The organism is Haloarcula sp. CBA1115, assembly GCF_000827835.1.
GTDB classification, from domain to species: Archaea; Halobacteriota; Halobacteria; order Halobacteriales; family Haloarculaceae; genus Haloarcula; species Haloarcula hispanica.
Genome location: NZ_CP010529.1, coordinates 2,147,998 through 2,171,047, shown reverse-complemented (window position 1 = coordinate 2,171,047; position 23,050 = coordinate 2,147,998). Strand labels below are relative to the sequence as shown.

The following is a 23,050-nucleotide window of genomic DNA, read 5'->3' as shown; positions in this document are numbered from 1 at the left end:
TCGGAATTGTGAGCGGGGAGCGGGACCTTTGGTCCCGCAGGCAGTCGGGCGGCATTGCCGCCCGACGACGGGGAACGGAGTGACCCGCGAGCAGTAGCGCGGTTCGGAGCGAGCGAAGCGAGTGAGAACCGCGAGACGCGAACGATGACGACAGGAACCGTGAGCAGCGCGGTTCGCACGCACATAAGCCACGTCTCTCAGTCGCTGTCGTCGTCGATTGGCTGTCCGCGGTAGTACGTGGTCTGGTCGCTGTCTTCGTCTTCGTTTGTGGTGTCTTGTGGTGCGACGGGGCGGCCGCGATACATGACCCGGTTGGCGGTGTCGTCGCCGTCGATTGCGTCCGGGCTGTCCTGCTGATGGTTTTCGATGAACTCGGCGGCCGCGTTCAGGGTTGTCTTGTCGGTCTTGCGGTGCACCCAGCAGTGATACATCTTCCGTGGGGTGCGGAGCGCGAGGCGGTGCGCACGGAATCCGGACTTGGTGGTAACGTCGGCAACCGCCTCGTGTGGGACCTCGATGACTTCGTCGTCCTCGTCTTTCCCGATGAGACAGAGCGTCCGGCGGCCAGTAATCAGAATGACCGTCCGACGGTCGCCGACCGGTGAGTCGGTCTTGCGTTTCGTCCCGCGCCCGATGCCGCGCTTCCCGTTGGTCAGGAGATACGCCGGGGCTTCCGCGCCGTCGAGGTACGTCAGCGGTGGGTTGTTCAGCGGTGGTGACCCGGAGAACCGACTCTCGTGTCCGGCGAGGACTGCCGTCGTTACCGAGCTACCGGGAGCCATCTCCGCAACTGTCTCCGCCCGCTCGGTGACGTCTTCTATCATCGGCTTTCCGGAGCGGCGACGGTGATTGCAACGCGATCCATACAGCTACTGCCACAGCCGCAGGAATGAGTGTTACGAACGTGCCATTATTGTCCCAGAACAAGACAGATAGGCACCGATATATGAATAGTTACTATCTATCGCCACCATATTGGCGTAATACTGCTGAGTTGTAAGGCCAGGAAGAGAGGTATCCACGGCGAGCAGTCATCACAGCTCCACAGGCTCAGAACTCCTGTCTGACGCCCCGGAACTCGAACCGTGCGCCGCCGTCGTCGCTCTCAGTCACGGACACCGACCAGTCGTGTGCCGCCGCGATCTCCTTGACGATAGCGAGGCCGAACCCGGTGCCACCGTCAGTGGTGGTGTAGCCGCTCTCAAACACCGTTTCGTGTTGTTCAGCCGGGATACCGCCGCCGTCATCGGCGACGTAAAAGCCCGAATCGGTGAGATCACCGACCTCGACAGTGACAGCCGGGCCGCCGTGTGTCACGGCGTTGTTGATGAGGTTCTCGAGGAGCTGGCGAACGCGGCTCTCGTCGGCGTAGATCGTGCTCTCGGCAGTGACTTCGAGGGTGGCATCAGACGTCTCGACGGCCTGCCAGCAGGACAGGACAGTCGATTCGAGGGCGAGCGGCTCCGTTTCCGAGACCGTGTCCCCCTCACGGGCCAGGGTCAGCAGGTCCTCGATGAGTTCCTTCATGCGGTCGATGGCACGGTAACAGCGGTCGAACTGCTCGTCGTTGCCGGTGTCTCTGGCGAGGGTGAGCGAACCTTCGAGGACGCTGAGCGGGTTCCGGAGGTCGTGGCTGACGATGCTCGCGAACTCTTCGAGCCGGTCGTTCTGCCGCTCCAGTTGCTCGCGGTACTCGATGCGGTCGGAGATATCCCGGGAGATAGCAACGAGTCGGTCGATCTCCCCGTCAGCGAAGATCGGTGTCACCTGCGTCTCCCAGACGCCGGTCGGGTGGAGGCCCCGCTCCTCGAACGTGATGGTTTCGCCGGCCGAGACACACCGCTCGTAGTGGTCGGCGATTCGACGGCCGGTGTCCGGGCCGGCAGCCTCGATTGGGGTCTGACCGGTCAGTGACTCGGTTTCGAATCCGCTCTGTCGTTCGTAGGCCTCGTTCGTCCGGACGTAGCGGAACGTCGGATCGTCCGCCGAGTCCTCGATGTCGACGAGCGCGATGGCGTCGTTCGTGTTCTCGAACACCGCCTCGTACTCGTCGGTGAGGCGGGCCAACTCCCGCTCGCGCCGTTTCTGTTCGGTGATGTCGGTCGCAACGACACAGAGGGCGTACGGCTCGCCGCCCTCGTCGAGTATCGGCGTCTTCCGTGTCAGATGTGTCCGCTCCGTCCCGTCGACAGGAATCACCGTCTCGACTTCGACGGTTTCTTTCTGTTCGAGGGCCCGCTGATCGTCGGCGTGGGTCTGCTCCGCGATGTGGTCCGGGAGAATATCGTAATCGCTCGTCCCGACGACGGACTCGTCAGCGTCGATCCCGTAGAGGTCACGGGCCGCGCTGTTGATGAAGAGAAAGCGACTGTCGGTGTCTTTCATCAGGATGTACGTCGGCGCTGTATCGAGAATGACCTGCAGTTTGCGGCTCGTGTCTTCGAGGGCCTGTTTCCGTTCTTTGTGGTCGGTCACGTCCTGATGGATCCCCACCGCACGTACCGGGTCGCCGTTCTCGTCGCGTTCGAACACCTTACCGATGTCGCGGATCCATCGGTAATCACCGGTGGCCGTCTTGAGTCGGTGGTCGCACTCGTAGATCTCCGTCTCACCGTCGAAGTGTGCGTTCAGTGCTTCGTAGGTCCGCTCGCGGTCTTCGGGGTGGATCAGTTCGTCCCAGGTGTCTGCCGACGGCTCGAGTTCGTCGAGCGAGTAGCCGAGCATATCGGCCCAGCGCTCGTTGAAGGTGACTTCATCCGTCTTGACGTTCCAGTCCCAGACGCCGAGTTCGGCACCTTCAAGCGCGAGTTCGTGGCGTTCCGTGAGCGTTCTGAGCTCTTGCTGCCGGTCGAGTCTGGAAAGCGCCTCTTCGGTGTTGGCAGCGAGAGTCCGCATCAGTGAGACCGATGCGTCCTCGAACGCTGCGGCGTCGGTTGATGCGGCGATCAGCACCCCGTGGTCGCCCAGTGGGATCAGAATCTCGCTGCTGATGTCGGTGTCGGGGTTGTAGCGGCCGGGGATAGTGGAGACATCGTCGAAGACACGCTGTTCGCCGGATTCGAACACCTCCCAGACGAGGCTGTCGCCCTCGCGAAACGTCGGATGCTCGTCGATGATCGCCTGTGCCTGGTCGGTCACCGCAGCCGGTCTGAGAGCGTCGGCCGACTCGTCGGCGAGAAAAACGGCGCTGAGCGGCAGCCCGAGCAGGTCGCGTGCGGTTTCGACGACCAGTTCGGCGACAGCCTCGCGTGACTCAGCGTGCATCAGCTTCCGGGTCGTGTCGTGCAGCGCCTCGATACGCTGCTGTCGCTGCCGGCGCTCCGTTATCTCCCGAAACTGTGAGAAGATCGCGACGGTCTCCCCGTCTTCTCGGATGGTGCGGTTGTGCCACTCACAGACGATCTGCTCGCCGTCGCCGGTCTCGATATCGAGCACGGTATAGTAGCCACCGCTGGCTTCCTGTAGGGCCGTGATCGTCTCTTCGACCGCATCCAGCGCCGAGTCCGGAACGAGCGTCTCGAACTCCTTGCCGACGAGGGCCGCTTCCCCACGCCGGAGAATCTCCTCGCCTTTCTCGTTGACCTGAACCACCTCGAAGCTCTCGTCCCACTCGATGACGCCGAGCGGTGACTTATCGATAAACAGCGAGAGCCGCTTCCGGCTCGCATCCAGTGCTCGCTGTGACCGGTACTGCTCGACCGCGTTGGCGATTCGGTTGGCCAGAATCGTGTACTGGTCAGTGCCTTGCTGCTTCTGGAGGTAGTCCGTCACACCGGCCGAAATCGCCTCGCTGGCTACTTCCTCGGAGCCTTTCCCGGTAAAGAGAATGAACGGGAGGTCTTCGTCGACGGCCCGGACGGATTCCAGAAACTCGATGCCGTCCTGGCCGGGCATATCGAAATCCGAGACGACGCAGTCGATAGGCTCCTCGCTGAGCCGGGTGAGCCCCTCGCTCGCCGATGTTGCCGAAATCACGTCGAAGCGGTCGTCGGTACGGCTGAGAAACGCCGCCGTCATCGACGCGAACTCGGGGTCGTCCTCGACGTGTAGGACACGTACTGCATCGGCCATGGAGAGTATATGAGCGTGTCCAACGAATAAGTATTTGTGCCGATCTGTTCGAGTGACAGGAATCGGTGCCGCCGCGGTGAGCGGTTTGCTCCCGCGGCTAGCCGGCGTTACTCAGCGCCCCACTCGCGCTGGGTCTTTGGCCGTTCGTCGATGGCCTGGACGGCGAGTGGCTGGTCGGCGGAGTTGATGGCTTCCAGCGCCGCCTCGGCGCTCTCGTGGGTCGAGAAGTACGTCACGGTCTCCTCGACGCAGGCTTCCAGCACGTCGCGGTCGCGGGAGAGGACGAGGTCGACCTCGCCGCTCTGGATGGCGTCGATGATAGCGTCGGTGTCCTCGTAGTCGTCGAAGTCCTGTACGTCGAAGTGCTCCTCGAAGCCGAGGATGGGCAGGTCGACGATGGCCGTCCCCTCAAGCGGGATTGCCTTGCCGACGGCCATCTGGGCCTTCTGGTAGGCCTTGCCGAAGGAACCGGCGGTGCCCATGACCTCGCCGGTGGATTTCATCTCCGGGCCGAGACGCGGGTCCGACCCCGGCAGGCGGTCGAAGGGCAGGACGACTTCCTTGACAGAGACCTGCTCGGGGATCTGCTCCTGCACGTCGAGTTCCGATAGCGTCGCGCCGGACATCACCTTGGCGGCGATCTTCGCGATCGGGACGCCGGCCGTCTTGGAGATGAACGGAACGGTACGGGACGAGCGCGGGTTCGCTTCGAGGACGAACACCTCGCCGTCACGGACGGCGAGCTGGACGTTCAGCAGACCGACGGTGTCGAGCGCGTCGGCGATGTCCTCGACGACCTCGCGGATGCGCGGCATCACGTCTTTGATCTCCTGGGACCGTGGCGGAATCATACAGGCGGAGTCGCCCGAGTGGATACCCGCCGTCTCGACGTGTTCCATCACGCCGCCGATGAGGACGTCGTCCTCGTCGGCCACGGCGTCGACGTCCAGTTCGACGGCGTCGGCGAGGAACTCGTCGACGAGAATCGGCTTGTCCGGGCTCACGCGGACGGCCTCCTCGATGTACGTTTCGAGGTCCTCGTCGTTGTACACCACGTCCATCGCGCGGCCGCCGAGCACGTAGCTCGGGCGCACAAGGACGGGGTAGCCGATGTCGTGGGCCAGGTCGAGGGCCTCCTCCTTGGAGGTCGCGGAGCCGCCTTCGGCCTGTGAGATGCCGAGTTCGTCCATCAGCTTGTTGAATCGGTCGCGGTCCTCGGCGAGGTCCATCGCGTCGACGGAGGTCCCCATGATCTCACAGTCGAGGTCGCGGCGTTGGAGTTCCTGTTCGAGCGGGTGGCCGATGTCGACGGAGGTCTGGCCGCCGAACTGGACCATCACGCCATCGGCGTCGGTCGCTTCGATGACGTCGGCGACTTCCTCAGCGGTGACCGGCTCGAAGAACAGCCCGTCGGAGGTGTCGTAATCAGTCGACACCGTCTCGGGGTTGTTGTTGACGACATGAGCGTCGATGCCGAGGTCCTCCAGCGCGCGGACCGCGTGGACCGAACAGTAGTCGAACTCCACGCCCTGCCCGATACGGATGGGACCGCCACCGACGACCACGACACTTTCGAGGTCCGGGTCGATCTGGAGTTCGTCGCGGTCGATACCCGACAGTGGGTCCCGGGTCGAGTAGTAGTACGGCGTCGTCGCCTCGAACTCGCCGGCGCAGGTGTCGACGAGTTTGAAGTCGCGGTCGGTCGTTTCGGTCTCGACGGCGTCAACTGTGACACCAGAGCCATCCGTCGCCGCTTCGACTTCCGGCTCGTCGCCGCCGTCCTCGTCGAGGTCCGCCGGGAGCCAGGAGACGTGCGTGTCGTTGAACTCGCCGCCGGCCAGCGCGGTGATCTCCTGATCAGTAAAGCCGGCCTGTGCGGCGGTCTCGTAGTCGCCCTCGCGGGCGGCGTCGGCGGCGTCGGCGACCTCTTTGAACCGCTCGACGTACCATTCCTTGATGTCGGTGATATCGACGACTTCCTCGACGGTGTAGCCGCGGCAGAACGCCTCGAACATCGCGTACGGTCGGTCCGGCGTCGGCTTTTCGAGGTACTCCGTTTCGAGTTCTGCGTCGTCGATTTCGTTGAAGTCAGCAGCGGGATTGTACTCCGAGGAGCGAAGGGCCTTCAGCAGGCTCTCGGGGAAGGTCCGACCGATGGACATCGCCTCGCCGGTGGATTTCATCGCCGTCGACAGTTCGAACTCCGTGTCGCGGAACTTGTCGATAGGCCAGCGCGGCACTTTCGTCACGACGTAGTCGATAGCCGGCTCGAAAGCGGCGGTCGTCTCGCCGGTAATTTCGTTGTCGATTTCGTGGAGGCGCTTGCCGAGCGCGACCTTCGCGGTGACACGGGCAATCGGGTAGCCGGTTGCCTTCGAGGCCAGCGCAGAGGAGCGGGAGACACGCGGGTTCACCTCGACCACGCGGTACTCGCCGCCGGGCGTGCCGTCGTCGTGCCAGGCGAACTGGATGTTACAGCCGCCTTGGATGCCGAGGTCGCGGATGACTTTCAGCGCGGAGTCGCGCATCTCCTGATGGCCCTCGTCGGGGATGACCTGCGAGGGGGTGACGACGGTCGACTCTCCGGTGTGGATACCCATCGGGTCGATGTTCTCCATGTTGCAGATGATGATACAGGAGTCGTCGGCGTCGCGCATCACCTCGTATTCGAGTTCGACCCAGCCGGAGATGGATTCGGTGATGAGGACCTCGTTGTTGCGCGAGAGGCGCAGGCCCTTGCGGACGCGTTCGATGAGTTCGTCCATCTCGTCGACGACGCCGGAGCCGGAGCCACCGAGCGTGTACGTCGTGCGTGCGATGACGGGGAGCCCGCCGACCTCGTCGACGGCCGCTTCGACGCGGTCCACGAGCGATTCCTCGTCCAGATCGGTGACCGACTCGCCCTCGTCGAGCGTGATGGTCGTCGAGCGCGGCACCGGTTCACCGATGTCCTCCATCCGCTGTTTGAACAGGTCGCGGTCCTCCGTCGCGTAGATGGTGTCCAGTGGCGTCCCCATCACGTCCACGTCGTACTCGTCGAGGACGCCCTCCTCGGCGAGTTCGGCCGTGACGTTCAGGCCGGTCTGGCCGCCCAGACCGGCGATGACGCCGTCGGGGTTTTCTTTCCGGATAATCTCAGAGATGGCTTCGGTGTTGATGGGTTCGAGATACACCTTGTCCGCCATCTCCGGGTCGGTCATAATCGTCGCCGGGTTCGAGTTCACGAGCACGACGCGGGCACCCTCTTCCTGAAGGGCACGACACGCCTGTGCGCCGGAGTAATCGAACTCGGCCGCCTGTCCGATCTTGATCGGGCCGCTGCCGATGAGTAGGATTGTACGGTCCTCGTCCGCTGTCATTGTACGAGCGGAGTCTATACATCGTAATAAGCCCGGCGAAACAATGCGAAGCTCGAAGCCTAATTTCGAATATCGTAACGTATGAGTGTCATACGATTGGCTGTCTCACAGAGAAGCCACAAGTTAGAATTCCGACGGCAGCGGTGCTGAGAGGCGTCAGTTGTCGCGGTCGGGAACGCGATACCGGTAGGGCTGGCCCTGAATGACCTCGACCTCGCCGGACTGCGCACGGCGACCGAGGACAGTCGCTACCCGGTGGGCACTCCCGAACGCCTCGTCGTGCTCTTCGAGCAGGTCACAGATCTCGCGGGCCGTCAGCGTGCCGTCGGTGTCAGCTTCTTCGAGCACTGTCAGGATGCGCTCGAACTCTCCCTCACGTATAGCCATACACAGTTACAACACCGCAACCATCATATAACACCGTCAGACAACAGTCAGACGGCTGATTTCGGGAAATCGACCGACAGCGGCGAGTCACTGGCTGTCGGACAGTTCGGGGTCGCTGTCTGTCGCGTTCCCCCAGCGCTTTCGGACCCACGTCGGTCGGGAAACGGTTGTCTCGCCGACTGCAGAGTACCGGATTTCGTAGCTGACCAGCGAGTTTCTGGAGCGGTCCCAGTACGAGACGGTGAGCGACCGGACGAGTCCGTCCGGCCGGACAGTCGCCCGTGCGCTGTAATTGTCGGCCGGTTCGAACGCCGCCGGTGGGTCCGTCGCCGTCAGCGTCACGCGACAGGTGTCGCAGTCGTCTCTGGGTCGCTCAACGCTGACGTTTGTCGCGAGATAGGCTTCGATGAGTCGCGCGGGGTCGGGGTCGAGTACCCCGCTGACCGGAGTTGGCCGCCTCGCTGCGGTCCGGCCCCCTGTGCTCGCTCGTCGTAGACGTAGCGTCGGTTCCCGTTGGTGTACACCCGCTTAGTGTAGTTCTGATCGAGGATTTCGGTCCGGAACTGGTAGTGATACCTGTCTTCGACGACGAGCGAGACGACCTGCGTGCCCCATTCCAGCGACAGCCGCATTCCAAGCACGTACGAGCGGTTCCGCGTTGCACGCCGATGTGCCGCCGCGAGTCGCCTGGCGTCGACGGCGTCCTCGGTCAGGGCGGGTTCGACCCGGTCGTCCTGAGACTGCTCGGGGACCGGAACTGGCGTCACCGTCTGTCGCTCCGCCCCGCCGAAGGCTCCACAGCCCGCAAAAACCAGAAGCAAGAGCACGACCGCGACGCGACCCGCCATGCGTCAGCGTGGGGACCGGACCAACTAAGTACTCAGGTCGCAGTCGGCCTCAGATGGCGGTGTCCGACCGGCCGTCGAAGTTCCGCTCGTCCCGGTACTGCTCGACGAACGCGTCGACGTCGAACTGGAGCATCTGCTCCTCGAACTCCGCCATCACGTCGTCGTCCTCGGCGTGGCTGATTGCGTGTTCCATCAGTTCCACGAGCAGTTCGACGACGATTTCGTGGAGGCGGCGGGAGTCGAAGTCGCTCACCCACGCCAGCGAGAAGCCGACCGACCCGTCCTCGCTGGTGTCGGCGGCGACGACTTTCTCCGGGAACTCCTCCATGACGACGCCCATCAGGTGGACAGTGGTGAACTCGTCGTAGTCGTCGTTGGTCTCGATAGTCGCGTGCAGCACTTCGGTGAGAAACTCCGGAACGAAGCGTGCCAGCGGGTGCGGGTCGAGCACGACGGCGTGAGTCTGCCCACAGTCACACGCGAACTCCCGCATCCCCAGATGGAGGTCATGCGTGTCGACGAGTTCGCCACAGGCCAGTTCGAGTTCGGACTCGCGCCCACCGGGCACGCGCGGTTCAGCCATTACCCGTGATTGGTCGCTCGCGTGGTTAAAGGCCGCGATACGGACTACAGCGGGTTAGAGCCCGCCGATGGACTCTGTATCCTGTGTGTAGCTGGACCCCGTTGCTTGGAGGTACGCGACAGTCGTCACAGCGATTGAGAAGACGCTGACGACACTTGAGAAGACAGTAGAGACTGTCGCCAACACCATCGGCGGCAACGAGATCGGGAGGAAGCTGACGGCACCTCCGAGAACGAATCCAAGCACCACGAGCACAATAGCCAGAACGAACGTGGCGAGGAGGTTGTCGGTGACGACGCTGACACTGTTGCTAATTGATTCGATAACGCCGCTGTCGTTCAGTGCAATCTCCTGTCGGACAAAGAAGAACAGGAGTCCAAACACCAGTCCGGGGATGATGAGTAGAATGAGGCCGATACCCACTGCGATAGTGGTGAGGATGCCGGCTGCGATCGCGACCACAACGGTCCTCCCGAGCCGTCGGCCCACATTGTCGGGAATCGGTTCGCGGTCATCACTGGCAAAGGCACGGATTGCGACGATGTTCAGCGCCTCATTGAGGATAAGCAACACGAGCGCACCGACGCCAGCAACTGCAAGCGGCAGGTCGAGTGCCAGTGGGGTACCCCCAGCCATTGCTGCCTGATTTACCTGTGCATCGCTCGGCAGTCGCCCCAGAAACAGTTCTGTGAACGCCTGCGAAAGTGACGCCCAGACAACAGAGCTGAGCAATCCATAGACGATGAATACGCCGGCAAACATCGCCCCACGTTCGCTGAGTAGTTCGTCAATACCGTCCTGGAAAGCACGGCCGATCTGGAGGGCCATATCTTCAGTCGCTCTCCGGGAAAATATAAAACTATTCGAATCGAAGGTTCCCGCCGACAGCGGAGCCGTGCCGCCTACGGCCAGTCGTCGCGCTCCTCGTCCGCGTCGGTTGTCGCGTCCGGCGTCTCCGGTTCGCCGAGGTCCCAGTCGGCCGCCTCTGCGGCCTGCGTGACTGGGAGGTACTCCCAGCCCGCCGCCTCGGCGAGGTCAGCGTCCTCGTCGTCCGCACCGACAAAGACGTGCCGGTCGGTGTCGAACTGCTCTCTGACGTTTTCGAGACTCTCCTCGCGGCCGCGCGGCCCGGAGAAGAAGTCCTGTCTGATCCGGTGTTTCCGGGTGAAGTTGGTCACGACGTAGGTGGGCTGTTCGGAGATGACGCCGACGTACTCAGACCACTGGCGCGCGTCGTTGAACACGCTGTCCGGATAGGCCAGTTGCTTGAGGGCGTCGAGGTCGAACGCGAGTGTCATATCGCCGCTGCCGCCATCCATACGCGACACTCCGCTTTAGGCCGAAAAAAGAGCGTCGTTCTCCCGCGGGCAGTTACTTTCGGTGCTGGTCCTGCTCGGCGAGCCGGTTAGCCTCCTCCTGTAGCTCCGCCATCTCGCTGGAGGCCTGACGGTCGCTCTGGCCGTGACTGTAATTGACCGACGCATCGAGCAGCGAGCCGGCGAAGCTACCGCTGTCATCGGCTGCTGCGTCTGCCGCACCCGACTGGCCGTCACGACGAATGAGCCGGACAACGATGCTGGAGAGGGCGTCACGCATACGCATCGCTAACGTCCGCAGCGCTGAAAAAGATCGGTGTCGGCGAGCCTTATTCGGCCGGTGCGGGCGTCTGTGCCTTGACTTCTTCGAGGTCCACTTCCTTCTCCAGCAGCAGTTCCTTCTTGTCGGCGACCTGCCGCTCTTCGCGGATGAGCTGTTTGAACGCCGACTGCTGTGAGAGGTCGCCGATCAGCACGCCGCCGATGAGCTGTCCGTCCTCGAAGGCGAGACGCCGCCACTCGCTGTCGGAGTACTTCCGTTCGGCCTCGTCGTCGCCGCGGGTCGGGTGCCCGAAGGAGAGGAACGGGAAGTCGAAGTGCGTGATGGAGTACGAGGAGACCCAGCGGAACTCCTTCTCCTCGGCGTCTGCGACCATGTTCGTCCCGGCGACCGACCCCTGTTCCTTGGCCGAGCCCCACGCGCCGTTTTGCGCCTGGGAGTCGAGGATGGTGTCGTAGAACTTGGTGAGGTCGCCCGCGGCGTAGATGTCCTCGACGTTGGTCTGCATGTACTCGTCGACGACGACGCCGTCGTCGAGTTCGAGCCCCGTTCCGTTGAGGAACTCGGTGTTGAAATCGAGGCCGATAGCGACGCCGGCCCACTCGCCGTCGTAGTGGTTGCCGTCGGGGTCGACGGCACCGGTGACGTGGCCGTCGTCGTCGACTTCGAAGTGGTCGACGCCGGACTCGAAGACGGGTTCGACGCCGTTCTCTTCGAGGGCCTCGTGGATGATCTCCGCGCCGTCCTCCGAGAGCGCGTAGCGCCACCAGCGGTTGCCACGCATCAGGTACTTCGCGTCGATTTCCTGAGCGGCACAGACCGCCGCGAGGTCGATGCCGAGCAGGCCCGCCCCGACGATGATGCCCTGATCGGACTCATCAGCGTGCTCGCGGATGCCACGCGCGTCCTGGAACGTCCAGAAGTGGTGGATGCCGTCGGCGTCGCTGTTCTCGACCGGTAGCTGTGCTGGCGTCCCGCCCGTGGCCACCAGCAGCTTGTCGTACTCGTAGGTGTCCCCCTTGTGGGTGTGGATCTCGTGAGCGTCGGGATCGATGTCCGTTACGTGGGTGTTCAGCTGCAGGTCGATGTCACGCTCGTCGTACCACTCCGGCTCGTGAATGGAGATCGGCGCTTCCGGCAGCTTCCCCTTGGCGAACTCCTTGATGAGGATCCGGTTATACAGTGCCTCCCCCTCGTCGGTCAGGACTGTGACCGACGCGTCCGGGTCCGCTTCCCGGATTGTCTCGGCTGCGGACGCACCCGCGATGCCGTCACCGATGATTACGTGCGACGTGCTCATGTACGGCCGATACGAAATCAGGCTTAATGTGGATTGCTATCTGCGTATCGTTTGCGATAGCGCACTGAAGACACCGATAGTCGGGGATTTGAAGGCGCTGTAGCCCGTATTCGTGACTGAAATGAAAATATACCAGAACCCGCGCCACTGGGCGAGCAAGAAGGCGCTGACCACACCCGGCGTCCGGTCGGTGGCCAACTACGGGCTGGTGAAACTCCACACAAAGATCTTCCTCGGGAAGGCCGACGAGGCCCACCGGGAGGAGCGGCGTGACCACCTCGACGACTTCTTCGACGCCACGATGGACACCTACGTGGCCGCGCTCCAGGCGGAGTACTCGGAGGCCGAGGCCCGGGAGATCACCCACATCCAGGCGAATTTCGACTTCTACAACCACGGCTGGACGGAGATGATGGAGTTCCCGGCCGACGAACTCGAAGCCCACTACGAGCGGTACGCGGACTTCTTCGACGCCCACGACATCACCATCGACGACCCGCTCGGGACGTTCCGCCCGGCCGGTGGCGTTGCCGACGCACCGTCGACGCCGGAGCGACTGGACGAGCCGGAACACCCCCACGCCGTCGGTGGGTTCGCCGACGACGTGTACGTCGAAACCGAGGACGGCGAGATGATCGTCGGCGGCGGCCGCGAGGAGCCGGAGGACGTGAGCCCGACCGACGCGCCGGTCATCGACGAGGACGACGTGGAAGGCGCGGCTGGCGACTGACTCGGGCGGCGATTACAGGATTTCTTCGGCAGGACGCTCTCAGCGCTGGGCTTCCGAAAGCGGCGAATCGTGGTCCGTCGCCGCTGTCGGTCCGCTTGCGATCCGGTCGGCGCATTCGAAGCCCGCGACGATACCGCCGTTGAGCGAGCGCTCCGGGTACTGGGCGCGCGAGGCCATCCCGGCGTAGTAGAGGCCGTCCGCGACGGCGTCGCCGAGGTCGTAGGGGATGACCATGTCCAGATAGCCACGCTCGTACACCGGTGCCGTCCGGGGATTGCGCCCCGTCCGAATCCAGTTGACGGCGTCCCGGTCGAACTCGGGGAACAGCGATTCGATGCCGTCCAGCCACGTCTCGGCAACCTCGTCGTCGCTCTGTTGCCAGATGGCTTCTGATTCGTCCTGGATGTAGCGCGCGACGTACAGCAGATGTTCGCCGCCATACCGCTCGGCGGAGACGAAGTTCGTGTGTTCGATGAGCGCGCCGAAGGGGGCGTCGTCGGCGATGTTCAGCCAGTACGTATCCAGCAGGGGTTCGTCCATGCTGATGACCGAGCACACCGTCCCCTGGAAATCGATATCGCAGGTGTAGCCGGTCAACTCCTCCAGTACGTTCGGCATCGCCGCGACGACGACGTCGTCGGCTTCGTGAACCGTCGTCTCGGTTCCGTCCGTGGCCGTCAACGACGAGACGGTCCCGCCGCTCGTCTCGATGTCGGTCACACGCGTGCCCGTCTCGATGTTCTCGGGGCCGACGGCGTCGACCAGCGCGTCGAGCAGTCGGCCGAACCCGCCGTCGAAGTAGCCCAGGATTTCGCCGTTCAGGATGTCCCGCTCGCCGCGGAACTTGACCCGCCCGAGCAGCCACGCGGCGCTCACGTCGCCTTTCCGGTCGCCGAACTTCGCGTCGAGCAGCGGCTCGAAGAAGTTCTCGTAGACGCCCCGCGTCGTGTGTTCGACCACGAACTCCTCGATAGGCACGTCCTCGAAGTCCTCTAAGCGTTCGTAGGTGTCGAACGACGGGATGCCGCCGCGAACGTCGATGTCGAGGACGAGCATCCCCAGCCGGAACGTGTCGTACAGCGAGAGATGCGGGTACGAGAGGATCTCCCAGGGCTTGTCCATGGGGTGGACGACGCCGTCGACGTAGTAGGCGTTCTCCCCGATGTGCCACTCGACCGCGTCACCGAGGCCCAGGTCCTCGGCGAGTTCGACGATGGTTTCCTCGGATTTCGAGAGGTGGTGATAGAACTTCTCGATGGGGTCCCCGGCCGTCTCGTAGGTCGCTGCCAGGCCGCCCAGATCCTCGCTCGCTTCGAACACACGGACCTCGTGGCCGCGTTGCTGGAGCCGGTACGCTGCCGAGAGGCCGGCGATACCGCCACCGACGACGCCAATCATACCCCGACCTATCAGCGGTCGTGGGATTTAGTTTGCGCTTCGGTCGCCGCCGTCTCCGTGTCGTCGGGTCCGAAGTCATCTTCCGCCTCATCACCCGTCACCGCCTGCTGGAATTCGAGGATCGCGACGGTCCCCGTCGGGTGGTTGTCCTCGAACCAGAGCGTCCCGCCGTACAGGTCCATCATGACCGAGACGAAGTAGAGGCCGAAGCCGCCAGCGGTCTGGTCGGGCGAGAGCCCGCGTTCGAACACCGTCGTCTTCAGTTCGTCGCTCATTCCGGGGCCGTCGTCGGCGATACGGACCTGCAGCCAGTCGCTGGCCTGCTGGACCGAGACGGTCACTTGCGGGGTGTCAGCGTTGTTGTGGTCGACCGCGTTCCGGAGGATGCTCAGGAGGACCTCTTCGAGCAGTTCGTTCGCCTGCACGCTGTAGTCTCCGTCCAGTTCACAGGAGATCGATACCGAATCGTACTCGACCCGGAGCGACTCAATCGAGCGACGGAGTGTGGCGTTGAGGTCGACGGCGTCCAACCGCTCAGCTTCGCTCGCCGTCACGGTGTTGTTGATATCCCGGATCGTTTCGCTCATCTCCGTGAGCTTCCCACACCAGTTGCTGATGCTGTCGAGATGCCGTCGTTTCGACCGCGGCACGTCGGTTCTGATGTGCTCCGCGCGGCCGCGAATGACGACCATCGCGTTGTGCAGCGAGTGTCTGAGGACGCCGTTGAAGAACTCGATCTGCTCGCGGCGTCGCTGGACAGAACTGCGGCTCTGGCGGAGTTCGCGCTCGCGTTCCACCTGGTCGAGGGCGACCTGCGTCGTCTGTGCCAGAATCGCGGCGTATCGCCTGTCCTCCGTGGCGAGGGTGCTGTCGTGGGACGTGATCGCCATCACGCCGTGGGAGCCAAGCGGCAGCATCAGCGCGTTGTCCAGTGGGTCGAGTCCGTCCTTATCGAGCGAGACGGCCTGTATCTCACCGGTTTCGTATGTCTTCCAGAGCTTGCTTTCGGGCTCGTCCGTCGGCGAGGCGTACAGCAGTTCGTCCTCGACGTGTTCCGCAATCGATTCGCTAATGACGGCCGGTTCGAGGATGCCGTCGTCTTCGAGGAACACGCCCGCCGCGTTCTGGTCGAGGACGGCCGTCGCGAACTCGACAGCCATCTCCGCGACCGCCTCGGCGGTCTCGGCCTCGATAAACTGCTGGGTCGCGGCCTGTAACGCTTCGAGTCGGTCCTGGCGGCGCTGCTGGCCGGTCACGTCCCTGAGAACGACGAGCCGACCGCGTTCCGTCCCGGACTGGTCGGTGAGGCTCGTCGTCTGTGGGTTGTAGTACGTGAACGAATCTCCGAACGAGAACACCTCGCCACGCTCGATGTGGTCAACGAGCCCCGGGACGAGGTCGTCAAGCAACTCTCCGTCGGGGTCCGGCTGATCCAGTGCGCTGGCCGCCGCGGCGTTGTAATCAATGATGACACAGTCGTCGTTGAGAGCGATGACCGGGTCGGGGAGGTTGTCGACGAGGGTGTCACCCGACAGCGTCGTCACAGACAGCGACTCGTCCTTGAACAGTACCCAGCCGACGAGCACCGCGTTGAGCGAGAACGCTACCGGCGTGAAGTCGATGGCCGGGTGCGGCGTGTAGCCGAAATCATACAGCACAGCGACGAATATCGGAAGGCCGGTTCCGATAATGATCGCCGCTGTCTGTCGCCGATAGACGTTCTGCGACCGGAACAAGAACTCAATCAGGAGTGCGTATCCGAGCAGTAACAGCCCGTAACTGACGGCGAGAAGTACCGCGAACGTGGGACCACGCTGGATGGCGACCAGCGTCGTACCGAGCTGAGTGACAGGCACGGCCACCACTTCGACGAGGTCGTGTGCCTGGTCCGTCAGCAGTAACAGCACGTCCGCGTTCACCACGAGAAACAGCGGGACGAGAGACGATGGCCGAAGCCACGACTGTCGGCCGGTGTAGACGAGCGCGAAGACGACCCAGAGCCCGATGACCTGCATAGCGGCGGTTCGCGACAGCAGGTACACTGTCCTGACAGCGGCGGGGTCCGAAACTAGTATCTGCCATATCGAGAGAGCACACCAGCAGCCCCCAGCGACCGCGAGCCAGCCGTACTGGCGAGCGCCGGGGACATCCTGGTTTCGGGCGGCGACGACAGCGATTGCGAAACCGATGAGCGCCCCACCCGCGTTCCCGAGGATGGCGACCGTGGCGATGTCGACATCCATATCGATACCTATTCCAACGTCAGGTTTCCCTGTATTATGCCTTTGGGCCGCGTTCTCAGTACTGCGAAACGGCCACAGTGTCGGTTCGCTACCTTTTTGCCTACACTGCTGAAATTCGCAGGCATGCTGACAGTCCGGGCGCCGGCTACCAGTGCGAACCTCGGGAGCGGCTTCGACGTGTTCGGCGTCGCACTGGAGCGTCCGGCCGACGTCGTCCGTCTGGAGAAGGCCGACCGGGTCACCATCGAAATGACTGGCGCTGGCAGCCAGTATATCCCGGAGGACCCCGACAAAAACACCGTCGGCGCGGTCGCCGAGGCGCTCGATGCGCCGGCACGCATTCAGATAGACAAGGGGGTCCGTCCCGCATCGGGGCTGGGCTCCTCCGCGGCCAGCGCCGCCGCGGCGGCCGTCGGGCTGAACGAACTGTACGACCGCGGCTACTCCCGCGAGGAACTGGTCCCAATCGCCGCCAAGGGCGAGGCCGTCGTCTCCGGGGACGCCCACGACGACAACGTGGCCCCCTCCATCATGGGCGGGTTCACCATCGCGACCGAGAAGGGCGTCACGCAGGTCGATGCCGACATCCCCCTCGTCGCCTGTCTCCCCGACATCGTCGTTTCCACGCGGGACGCGCGCAACGTCGTCCCCGAGACCGCCCGCGTCGATCAGATGGTAGAGACGGTCGGCAACGCCGCGTCGCTGACGACGGGGATGCACCGCGACGACCCCGAACTCGTCGGCCAGGGGATGCACGACACCGTGGTGACGCCGGCCCGCGCGAAGCTCATCGACGGCTACGAACAGGTTCGTGAAGCCGCGCTGGCGGCCGGTGCAACCGGTGTCACAATCTCCGGGGCCGGCCCGACGGTTATCGCCGCCTGCGCAGAGGAAGACCGTCGGCAAATCGCGAGCACAATGCTCGACGCCTTCGGCGAGCGCGGCGTCGATGCCCGCGTGTACCAGACCCGAATCGGCGGCGGCGCTGAAGTGTTCTGAGACTGGTGGTCGGTATGCTGTCGCGGCAAAACAGGCTACAGCCGTCTATCCACCCTGGACGTACTCGTTGCGAACGTCGTGGAGCACTTCCTCGGCGTGGCCCTCGGGGTTCGAGGGGGCTGGGTCGTAGACGGACTTGACTTCACCGTCGGCCAGCACGAACGTCCGGCGGTCCGTCCGGCCGCCACTGGTGTCCAGGCCGAACGCTTCGGCCACGGTCCCGTCGGAGTCGGCCAGCAGGTCGTACAGCAGGCCCTCCTCCTCAGCGAACTCGTCGTGGGTCGCCACGTCGTCCATCGAGACGCCGTAGACGGTGATACCGCCCTCGCGGAACTGCGGGAGGTGTTCCTGAAAGTCGCGGGCTTCGATGGTACAGCCGCCGGTGAAATCTTCGGGATAGAAGTACACCACCGTCGGCTCCTCGAAGTCGGGCGAGACGGGTTCGCCGAACTGGTTCTGGGCGCTGACGTCGGGCGCTGGCGCTCCGGGTTCGAGCATACCGTCGGTTGGTCGGCGGGGCCTACACGCCTTTGGGTGGCGGCAGCGTGACCCGCCAGCGTGATTTGGACAACCATTTAACTGACCCCTCGGAAACCGTTCCTATGTCGAATCCGCGAATCCTGATTCTCGGGCCGCCGGGAGCCGGTAAAGGAACTCAGAGCGCCAACCTCGCCGAAGAGTACGGCGTCGAACACATCACGACCGGTGACGCGCTCCGGGCGAACAAGGACATGGACATCAGCGACATGGACACCGAGTACGACACGCCCCGCGAATACATGGAAGCGGGCGACCTCGTGCCGGACGCGGTGGTCAACGCTATCGTCGACGAAGCGCTGTCCCAGGCCGACGGGTTCGTCCTCGACGGCTACCCGCGCAACCTCGAACAGGCCGAGGAGCTGGAAGGGATGACCGACCTCGACGTGATTCTCTCGCTCGATGTCTCGCGAGAGGAGCTAGTCGACCGGCTCACGGGCCGGCGGGTCTGTGACGACTGCGGAACGAACTACCACGTCGAGTTCAATCAGCCCGAAGAGGACGGTGTCTGTGACGACTGTGGCGGCGACCTCATCCAGCGCGACGACGACAACGAGGAGTCCGTCCGCAACCGACTGGACGTGTTCGACGACAACACCGCACCGGTCATCGACCACTACGGGGACCACGACGGCTTCGTCGCCGTCGATGGCGAACAGACGCCCGACGAGGTCTGGAGCGACATTCAGGACGCCGTCGACGCACAGACGGCCTGAGACGCGACGGAACCGCCGTTCGAGGCCGATATCGTCGAGACAGTCAGAGTAAAACGTTGATATGCCGTCGCACCTCAAGCACACACAATGGCACGTACCGCGCCGAAGGTAGAACGACTCGCCGAAGACGGCGAGGCAATGACTGATGCGCTCTCGACGGTACTCGCTGCGGCCGAAGAGAACGGGACCGTTACCTGGAGCGACGTGAGCGACGACCTCACGAGCGGCGAGTGGGGCCGGCTCATCGAATCCGGCCTGCTCATCGACGCCGACGGCGAGGGGTTCGTCATCGACGATCCCGAGGGCGTCCGCGAGGCGCTTGAAGAGTCCGACGCCGAGCCCAGCGACGATGACGACGACAGCGGCTGGTCGAAGTGGGACAAGCTCGCCGGCCTCGGGACGCTCGGCCTGTTTGCAGGCTACTCGATGACCTCGGTCCGTGACGTTATCGCAGGCGGGGTCATCGACATTGTCCTCGGGCCGCTCAACGATATGCTTCCCTTTTATGTCGTCATCCTGGTGCTTGCGATCATCACCGGCACCACCTCGACGATTCTCCAGGACAACCTCATGGATATGTCGGGGATGGGCGACCATCAGGAGAAGATGGAGGACCTGAAAGAGCGCCGCAAAGCCGCGAAGGAACGCGACGACCAAGAGGCGCTTGACCGTCTGGAAGAGGAGCAGATGGAGCTGATGACCGACCAGATGGGGATGTTCAAACAGCAGTTCCGCCCGATGGTGTGGATCATGCTGGTCAACATTCCGCTGTTCCTCTGGCTCTACTGGATCGTCTTCGGAGCCGGCGTCGACGCGAGCCCGGTGATTACGCTCCCCATCTTCGGCGAGGTCGAAGCGTGGAGCAACAGCGTCGCCGGCCCAGTCCAGGCGTGGATTGTCTGGTACTTCCTGTGCTCGCTGTCGTTCACCCAGATCATCCGGAAGGCGCTCAACGTCGAGACGACGCCGACCGGGTAGGCGCGAAGAGACAGCCCTTTCTATCGGGGCCCCCCGAACACCTCTATGTTGATTACCGTCTCCGGCCCGGCCGGCAGCGGCAAGAGCACGCTTGCCAAGAGCCTGGCCGACGCCCTGAGCTACGAGCACGTCAGCGGCGGCGATATCTTCCGCTCGCTGGCCGAAGAGCGCGGGATGACGCCGCTCGAACTGAACAAAGCCGCCGAGGAGGACGATCAGATCGACCGCGATCTGGACCGCCGGCTCCGGGATATCGCCGCCGAGCGCGACGACCTCGTACTGGAGTCCCGTCTCGCCGGCTGGATGGCGGGCGAGTACGCCGACATGAAACTGTGGCTGACCGCGCCGCTCGATGTGCGCGCCGACCGCATCGCGACACGGGAGAACAAGCCCTTCGAACAGGCAAAGACCGAAACCCGGGAGCGTGGCGACAGCGAGGCCCAGCGCTACAGCGACTACTACGACATCGACTTCGACGACCTCTCTATCTACGATCTGGCGGTCAACACCGCTCGCTGGGACCCGCAGGGCGTTCTGAGCGTGACCCTGCACGCCGTCGAATCGTACAGCCCGGACGGCGACGAAGGGAAGGCACCGGTCGAGAACATCCGGTACGAGTTCTGAGCCGATGACACTCCGTGCCCCGCCCGGCGAACGGGACCTCGATTCGCTTCGCTCGTTCGGCGTCGTCAACCTCGACAAGCCACCGGGACCCTCGGCCCACCAGGTGGCGGCCTGGATCCGCAACGCCACCGACCAGGACCGGGTCGCCCACGGCGGGACCCTCGATCCGAAGGTGACCGGCTGTCTCCCCGTGTTGCTCGGCGACGCCGCCCGGATGGCGCAGGTGTTCGACGACGCTGTCAAGGAGTACGTGACGGTGCTCGAACTCCACGACCAGGCCCCCGCCGACATCGCGGATATCGTCGCCGAGTTCGAGACCGAGGTCTACCAGAAGCCGCCCCGGAAGAGCGCGGTCAAGCGCCAACTGCGCGCGCGGCGGATTCACTCGCTGGACATCCTCGAACAGGGCGAGCGTCGGCTGCTCCTGCGCGTCCGGTGCGCTTCGGGCACGTACATCCGGAAACTGTGTCACGATATCGGGCTGGCGGCGGGGACCGGCGCACACATGGGCGATCTCCGCCGGACGGCGACCGGTACCTTCGACGACGCGTCGCTGTCGACGATGCACGACCTCGTCGACGCGCTAGCGTTTGCCGACGAGGGTGACGAGGGGAAACTCCGCGAGATTGTCCAGCCGGCGGAGCGCGCGCTGGTCCACCTGCCGCGGGTCACGATTGCACCGAGTGCTGCTCGGGAAGTCGAAGACGGTGCGCCGGTGTATGCGCCGGGTGTCATCGAAACTGGGCCGGCCGAAGCCGGCGACGCGACGCCCGAGACGGGTTCGCAGGTTGTCTGTGTCACGCCCGACGGCGCTGCGGTCTGTCTGGGAACGCTCGTCGGCGACCCGGACGCCGACAGCGGCCTCGTTGTCGAACTCGACCGCGTGCTGGTGTAGGTCGTCGTTCCGGGGCCAACGTCGATAATTCCGGGTCAGGGACTCATGAGCCGCGGGAAAAGCTAAGAACGCTTCACGCATAGTACTAGTATGGACCGATGGGTCGACCCCGACGAGGCCGACCCGGCGCAGTGGCGTGGAACGGGACCGTACGACGACCTGCGCCGGGGCGAGGAGACGGTCTCAGTGCTCGAACGCGCAAGTCGGACGCCACTGCCGTATCAGTACGAGATCGATATCCACCATGACGACGACGTCGCCGAGCAGTTCCGGTCCAGCGAATACAAACACGCACGTATCGTCTACAACAGCGGTGTTGACGCCAACCGACGGATCAAGCTCCTTACCCGCGGAGTGCTGTGGGGTGGCGACGAACTACACCAGCGGTTTCAGGCGCAGTACCGTCGACCGCCGCCACCCACTGAGACCGTTCCGTTCGGTGAGTATACCGTCTGGACCCGGTACCAGTACGGGACCATCGAGCGAACAGACGACGGACTAACGTTCACTGAGAGCGAGGCGAACCCGGACGAATCGCTCCGGGAACTCGACTGGGCGACCCTTTTCGACCCGGTCCGGGAACGGCTCGCAGAGTTGGAACTGGTTCGGAACCCCTCCTTCGCGAAATACCGCTTGAAAGAACTCGGTGAGTGGACTGCCTATCGAACGCGGTTCCAGTACGACCCCGGCGCGTTCGCCATCGGTCCCTGATTAGGGGATCTATAATAAATCAGGATGGGGTGGTACACAACGGCATGAAGCACCTACTAACTGCGGTCCCGCTTCAGCCCGGTGGCGGGTTCCTCGAACTGGCGCTGCTGTTTCTCGTCCTCGCCGTCGTTGCTGGGCTGGCCGGCCTGGGGGGCGTGGCGGGGCTCAGCATGCGAATAGCGAAGATACTCGTCGTCGTGTTCCTCGTCCTGATGGTCGTTAGCTTCCTCCTGTGACGCCGGCTTCGGTGGGTAGTGTCACCGCCACACCGTTTCTGAATCCTTTTATCCATGTGACGACTTCTATCGGGTATGACCGAGCAGGACGCAGCCGACGACACGGCCGCGACGGAGGAGTCGACCGCGAGCGAGGCGCAAGCGGACGGCAACGTCGACGCGGATTTCGAAGACGCCCCCGAGGACGTCACCGCGGACGAGGTTGACCTGGGCGAGTTCGACGTCGACGACGATCTGGTCGACCGGGTCGCCGAATCGGACCCCGAAGACGTCGCTCGGGAACTCTCCGCACTGCGGACACGCGTAGACAGTCTCGAATCGCAGGTCGAACAGCAGGACGACGACATCGAGGAGCTAGAGGAGAAGCTCAAGCGCAAGCAAGCGGAGTTCCAGAACTACAAAAAGCGGATGGACAAGCGCCGCGAACAGGAACAGAAGCGCGCCACCGAAGACCTCGTGACGCGGCTGCTCGACGTTCGGGACAATCTGGAGCGCGCGCTCGGACAGGACGAGGACACCGATATCAGAGGCGGGGTCGAGTCCACGCTCCGTCAGCTTGACGACGTGCTCGACGCCGAGAACGTCGAGGTCATCGACCCCGAGCCCGGCGGAGACGTCGACCCGACACAGCATCAGGTGCTCGCCCGCGTCGACAGCGACCAGCCGGACGGAGCCATCGCCGATGTCCACCGGCCGGGCTACGAGATGGCCGACAAAGTGCTACGCGAGGCACAGGTCACCGTCAGCGAGAGCGAGGAGTAGCGGGCGACCACGATGGTATAGCGGTCGTATTGCGGTACATTAAATAATCACCGGTCAGGGAACGCCACCGAGTATAA

Annotated in this window: 23 protein-coding genes; 9 read left to right on the top strand and 14 right to left on the bottom strand. The window is 63.8% G+C overall.

The annotated features are described in order from the left end of the window. Nucleotides 1-197: 197 nt before the first annotated feature. The 11 genes from SG26_RS10845 to SG26_RS10800 all read right to left on the bottom strand — a co-directional run bounded on the left by SG26_RS10845 (nt 198) and on the right by SG26_RS10800 (nt 12,144). Complete coding sequence (locus SG26_RS10845; RefSeq protein ID WP_014039564.1) at nt 198-824, bottom strand: hypothetical protein; 627 nt, start codon at nt 822-824, stop codon at nt 198-200. A gap of 226 nt (nt 825-1,050) precedes the next feature. Continuing rightward, nucleotides 1,051-4,071 carry a PAS domain S-box protein gene (locus tag SG26_RS10840; RefSeq protein WP_050037567.1) on the bottom strand — a complete coding sequence of 1,007 codons (3,021 nt, stop codon included), beginning with the start codon at nt 4,069-4,071 and terminating at the stop codon, nt 1,051-1,053. 107 nt (nt 4,072-4,178) lie between these two features. Continuing rightward, nucleotides 4,179-7,430, bottom strand: a complete 3,252-nt coding sequence (gene carB / locus SG26_RS10835) for a carbamoyl-phosphate synthase large subunit (RefSeq protein WP_050037566.1) — start codon at nt 7,428-7,430, stop codon at nt 4,179-4,181. 156 nt (nt 7,431-7,586) lie between these two features. Beyond that, the gene (locus SG26_RS10830) at nt 7,587-7,817 is read right to left on the bottom strand and encodes a hypothetical protein (RefSeq protein ID WP_014039561.1); all 231 of its coding nucleotides are present in this window, start codon (nt 7,815-7,817) and stop codon (nt 7,587-7,589) included. Between the two features lie 87 nt (nt 7,818-7,904). Next, on the bottom strand, nt 7,905-8,159 hold the full coding sequence (locus SG26_RS21965; RefSeq protein ID WP_225308125.1) for a hypothetical protein: 255 nt from the start codon (nt 8,157-8,159) through the stop codon (nt 7,905-7,907). Next, on the bottom strand, nt 8,156-8,665 hold the full coding sequence (locus SG26_RS10825; protein ID WP_225308126.1) for a hypothetical protein: 510 nt from the start codon (nt 8,663-8,665) through the stop codon (nt 8,156-8,158). Before SG26_RS10825 ends, SG26_RS21965 begins: the two co-directional genes overlap by 4 nt. A 49-nt stretch (nt 8,666-8,714) precedes the next feature. Beyond that, nucleotides 8,715-9,248, bottom strand: a complete 534-nt coding sequence (locus SG26_RS10820) for a DUF5815 family protein (RefSeq protein WP_050037565.1) — start codon at nt 9,246-9,248, stop codon at nt 8,715-8,717. A 54-nt stretch (nt 9,249-9,302) separates the two neighbouring features. Continuing rightward, entirely contained in the window at nt 9,303-10,076 is a 774-nt protein-coding gene (locus SG26_RS10815) for a hypothetical protein (RefSeq protein ID WP_004963969.1), read from the bottom strand. Nucleotides 10,077-10,150: 74 nt separating this feature from the next. After that, nucleotides 10,151-10,567, bottom strand: coding sequence for a hypothetical protein (locus tag SG26_RS10810; RefSeq protein WP_050037564.1), 417 nt, complete (start codon nt 10,565-10,567; stop codon nt 10,151-10,153). A gap of 52 nt (nt 10,568-10,619) precedes the next feature. Further along, nucleotides 10,620-10,844 (bottom strand): hypothetical protein, encoded by a 225-nt coding sequence (locus tag SG26_RS10805; protein WP_050007783.1) that lies wholly within the window; start codon nt 10,842-10,844, stop codon nt 10,620-10,622. Nucleotides 10,845-10,893: 49 nt separating this feature from the next. After that, nucleotides 10,894-12,144: an NAD(P)/FAD-dependent oxidoreductase gene (locus SG26_RS10800; protein ID WP_014039558.1), complete on the bottom strand. Its 1,251-nt coding sequence runs from the start codon at nt 12,142-12,144 to the stop codon at nt 10,894-10,896. A 121-nt stretch (nt 12,145-12,265) separates the two neighbouring features. On the opposite strand from SG26_RS10800, the gene SG26_RS10795 reads away from it, so the two are divergent. Next, the gene (locus SG26_RS10795; protein ID WP_050037563.1) at nt 12,266-12,874 is read left to right on the top strand and encodes a DUF6149 family protein; all 609 of its coding nucleotides are present in this window, start codon (nt 12,266-12,268) and stop codon (nt 12,872-12,874) included. Between the two features lie 39 nt (nt 12,875-12,913). Here the strand turns inward: SG26_RS10795 and SG26_RS10790 are convergent, their stop codons facing one another. Together SG26_RS10790 and SG26_RS10785 are read right to left on the bottom strand one after the other, a co-directional pair. Further along, complete coding sequence (locus tag SG26_RS10790; protein WP_050037562.1) at nt 12,914-14,272, bottom strand: NAD(P)/FAD-dependent oxidoreductase; 1,359 nt, start codon at nt 14,270-14,272, stop codon at nt 12,914-12,916. Between the two features lie 11 nt (nt 14,273-14,283). Beyond that, complete coding sequence (locus tag SG26_RS10785) at nt 14,284-16,515, bottom strand: histidine kinase N-terminal 7TM domain-containing protein (RefSeq protein WP_050037561.1); 2,232 nt, start codon at nt 16,513-16,515, stop codon at nt 14,284-14,286. Between the two features lie 123 nt (nt 16,516-16,638). Here SG26_RS10785 and SG26_RS10780 point away from each other — a divergent pair, with 123 nt between their 5' ends. Then, the gene (locus tag SG26_RS10780; protein ID WP_050037560.1) at nt 16,639-17,514 is read left to right on the top strand and encodes a homoserine kinase; all 876 of its coding nucleotides are present in this window, start codon (nt 16,639-16,641) and stop codon (nt 17,512-17,514) included. Nucleotides 17,515-17,559: 45 nt separating this feature from the next. On the opposite strand, the gene SG26_RS10775 is transcribed toward SG26_RS10780, so the two are convergent. Continuing rightward, on the bottom strand, nt 17,560-18,012 hold the full coding sequence (locus SG26_RS10775) for a peroxiredoxin (protein WP_050037559.1): 453 nt from the start codon (nt 18,010-18,012) through the stop codon (nt 17,560-17,562). 104 nt (nt 18,013-18,116) lie between these two features. Here SG26_RS10775 and SG26_RS10770 point away from each other — a divergent pair, with 104 nt between their 5' ends. The 7 genes from SG26_RS10770 (at nt 18,117) to SG26_RS10740 (ending at nt 22,973) form a co-directional block, all read left to right on the top strand. Next, entirely contained in the window at nt 18,117-18,767 is a 651-nt protein-coding gene (locus tag SG26_RS10770; protein WP_050037558.1) for an adenylate kinase, read from the top strand. A gap of 87 nt (nt 18,768-18,854) precedes the next feature. Continuing rightward, nucleotides 18,855-19,745 carry a DUF106 domain-containing protein gene (locus SG26_RS10765; RefSeq protein ID WP_014039551.1) on the top strand — a complete coding sequence of 297 codons (891 nt, stop codon included), beginning with the start codon at nt 18,855-18,857 and terminating at the stop codon, nt 19,743-19,745. Between the two features lie 45 nt (nt 19,746-19,790). Then, nucleotides 19,791-20,369, top strand: a complete 579-nt coding sequence (gene cmk / locus SG26_RS10760; RefSeq protein WP_050037557.1) for a (d)CMP kinase — start codon at nt 19,791-19,793, stop codon at nt 20,367-20,369. Nucleotides 20,370-20,373: 4 nt separating this feature from the next. Next, nucleotides 20,374-21,264, top strand: a complete 891-nt coding sequence (locus SG26_RS10755; RefSeq protein ID WP_014039550.1) for an RNA-guided pseudouridylation complex pseudouridine synthase subunit Cbf5 — start codon at nt 20,374-20,376, stop codon at nt 21,262-21,264. 90 nt (nt 21,265-21,354) lie between these two features. After that, a complete protein-coding gene (locus tag SG26_RS10750; RefSeq protein WP_014039549.1) occupies nt 21,355-21,975 on the top strand; it encodes a hypothetical protein in 621 nt (206 codons plus the stop codon). Between the two features lie 44 nt (nt 21,976-22,019). Further along, nucleotides 22,020-22,211: a DUF1328 family protein gene (locus tag SG26_RS10745; protein WP_014039548.1), complete on the top strand. Its 192-nt coding sequence runs from the start codon at nt 22,020-22,022 to the stop codon at nt 22,209-22,211. A gap of 75 nt (nt 22,212-22,286) precedes the next feature. Beyond that, a complete protein-coding gene (locus tag SG26_RS10740; RefSeq protein WP_014039547.1) occupies nt 22,287-22,973 on the top strand; it encodes a nucleotide exchange factor GrpE in 687 nt (228 codons plus the stop codon). Nucleotides 22,974-23,050 lie beyond the last annotated feature (77 nt).

Bases quoted from the DNA above. Each gene is read 5' to 3' on its own strand.
- SG26_RS10845 (WP_014039564.1), bottom strand. From the start codon at position 824: ATGATAGAAGACGTCACCGAGCGGGCGGAGACAGTTGCGGAGATGGCT.
- SG26_RS10840 (WP_050037567.1), bottom strand. From the start codon at position 4,071: ATGGCCGATGCAGTACGTGTCCTACACGTCGAGGACGACCCCGAGTTC.
- carB (WP_050037566.1), bottom strand. From the start codon at position 7,430: ATGACAGCGGACGAGGACCGTACAATCCTACTCATCGGCAGCGGCCCG.
- SG26_RS10830 (WP_014039561.1), bottom strand. From the start codon at position 7,817: ATGGCTATACGTGAGGGAGAGTTCGAGCGCATCCTGACAGTGCTCGAA.
- SG26_RS10825 (WP_225308126.1), bottom strand. From the start codon at position 8,665: ATGGCGGGTCGCGTCGCGGTCGTGCTCTTGCTTCTGGTTTTTGCGGGC.
- SG26_RS10820 (WP_050037565.1), bottom strand. From the start codon at position 9,248: ATGGCTGAACCGCGCGTGCCCGGTGGGCGCGAGTCCGAACTCGAACTG.
- SG26_RS10815 (WP_004963969.1), bottom strand. From the start codon at position 10,076: ATGGCCCTCCAGATCGGCCGTGCTTTCCAGGACGGTATTGACGAACTA.
- SG26_RS10810 (WP_050037564.1), bottom strand. From the start codon at position 10,567: ATGGATGGCGGCAGCGGCGATATGACACTCGCGTTCGACCTCGACGCC.
- SG26_RS10805 (WP_050007783.1), bottom strand. From the start codon at position 10,844: ATGCGTGACGCCCTCTCCAGCATCGTTGTCCGGCTCATTCGTCGTGAC.
- SG26_RS10800 (WP_014039558.1), bottom strand. From the start codon at position 12,144: ATGAGCACGTCGCACGTAATCATCGGTGACGGCATCGCGGGTGCGTCC.
- SG26_RS10795 (WP_050037563.1), top strand. From the start codon at position 12,266: ATGAAAATATACCAGAACCCGCGCCACTGGGCGAGCAAGAAGGCGCTG.
- SG26_RS10790 (WP_050037562.1), bottom strand. From the start codon at position 14,272: ATGATTGGCGTCGTCGGTGGCGGTATCGCCGGCCTCTCGGCAGCGTAC.
- SG26_RS10785 (WP_050037561.1), bottom strand. From the start codon at position 16,515: ATGGATGTCGACATCGCCACGGTCGCCATCCTCGGGAACGCGGGTGGG.
- SG26_RS10780 (WP_050037560.1), top strand. From the start codon at position 16,639: ATGCTGACAGTCCGGGCGCCGGCTACCAGTGCGAACCTCGGGAGCGGC.
- SG26_RS10775 (WP_050037559.1), bottom strand. From the start codon at position 18,012: ATGCTCGAACCCGGAGCGCCAGCGCCCGACGTCAGCGCCCAGAACCAG.
- SG26_RS10770 (WP_050037558.1), top strand. From the start codon at position 18,117: ATGTCGAATCCGCGAATCCTGATTCTCGGGCCGCCGGGAGCCGGTAAA.
- SG26_RS10765 (WP_014039551.1), top strand. From the start codon at position 18,855: ATGGCACGTACCGCGCCGAAGGTAGAACGACTCGCCGAAGACGGCGAG.
- cmk (WP_050037557.1), top strand. From the start codon at position 19,791: ATGTTGATTACCGTCTCCGGCCCGGCCGGCAGCGGCAAGAGCACGCTT.
- SG26_RS10755 (WP_014039550.1), top strand. From the start codon at position 20,374: ATGACACTCCGTGCCCCGCCCGGCGAACGGGACCTCGATTCGCTTCGC.
- SG26_RS10750 (WP_014039549.1), top strand. From the start codon at position 21,355: ATGGACCGATGGGTCGACCCCGACGAGGCCGACCCGGCGCAGTGGCGT.
- SG26_RS10745 (WP_014039548.1), top strand. From the start codon at position 22,020: ATGAAGCACCTACTAACTGCGGTCCCGCTTCAGCCCGGTGGCGGGTTC.
- SG26_RS10740 (WP_014039547.1), top strand. From the start codon at position 22,287: ATGACCGAGCAGGACGCAGCCGACGACACGGCCGCGACGGAGGAGTCG.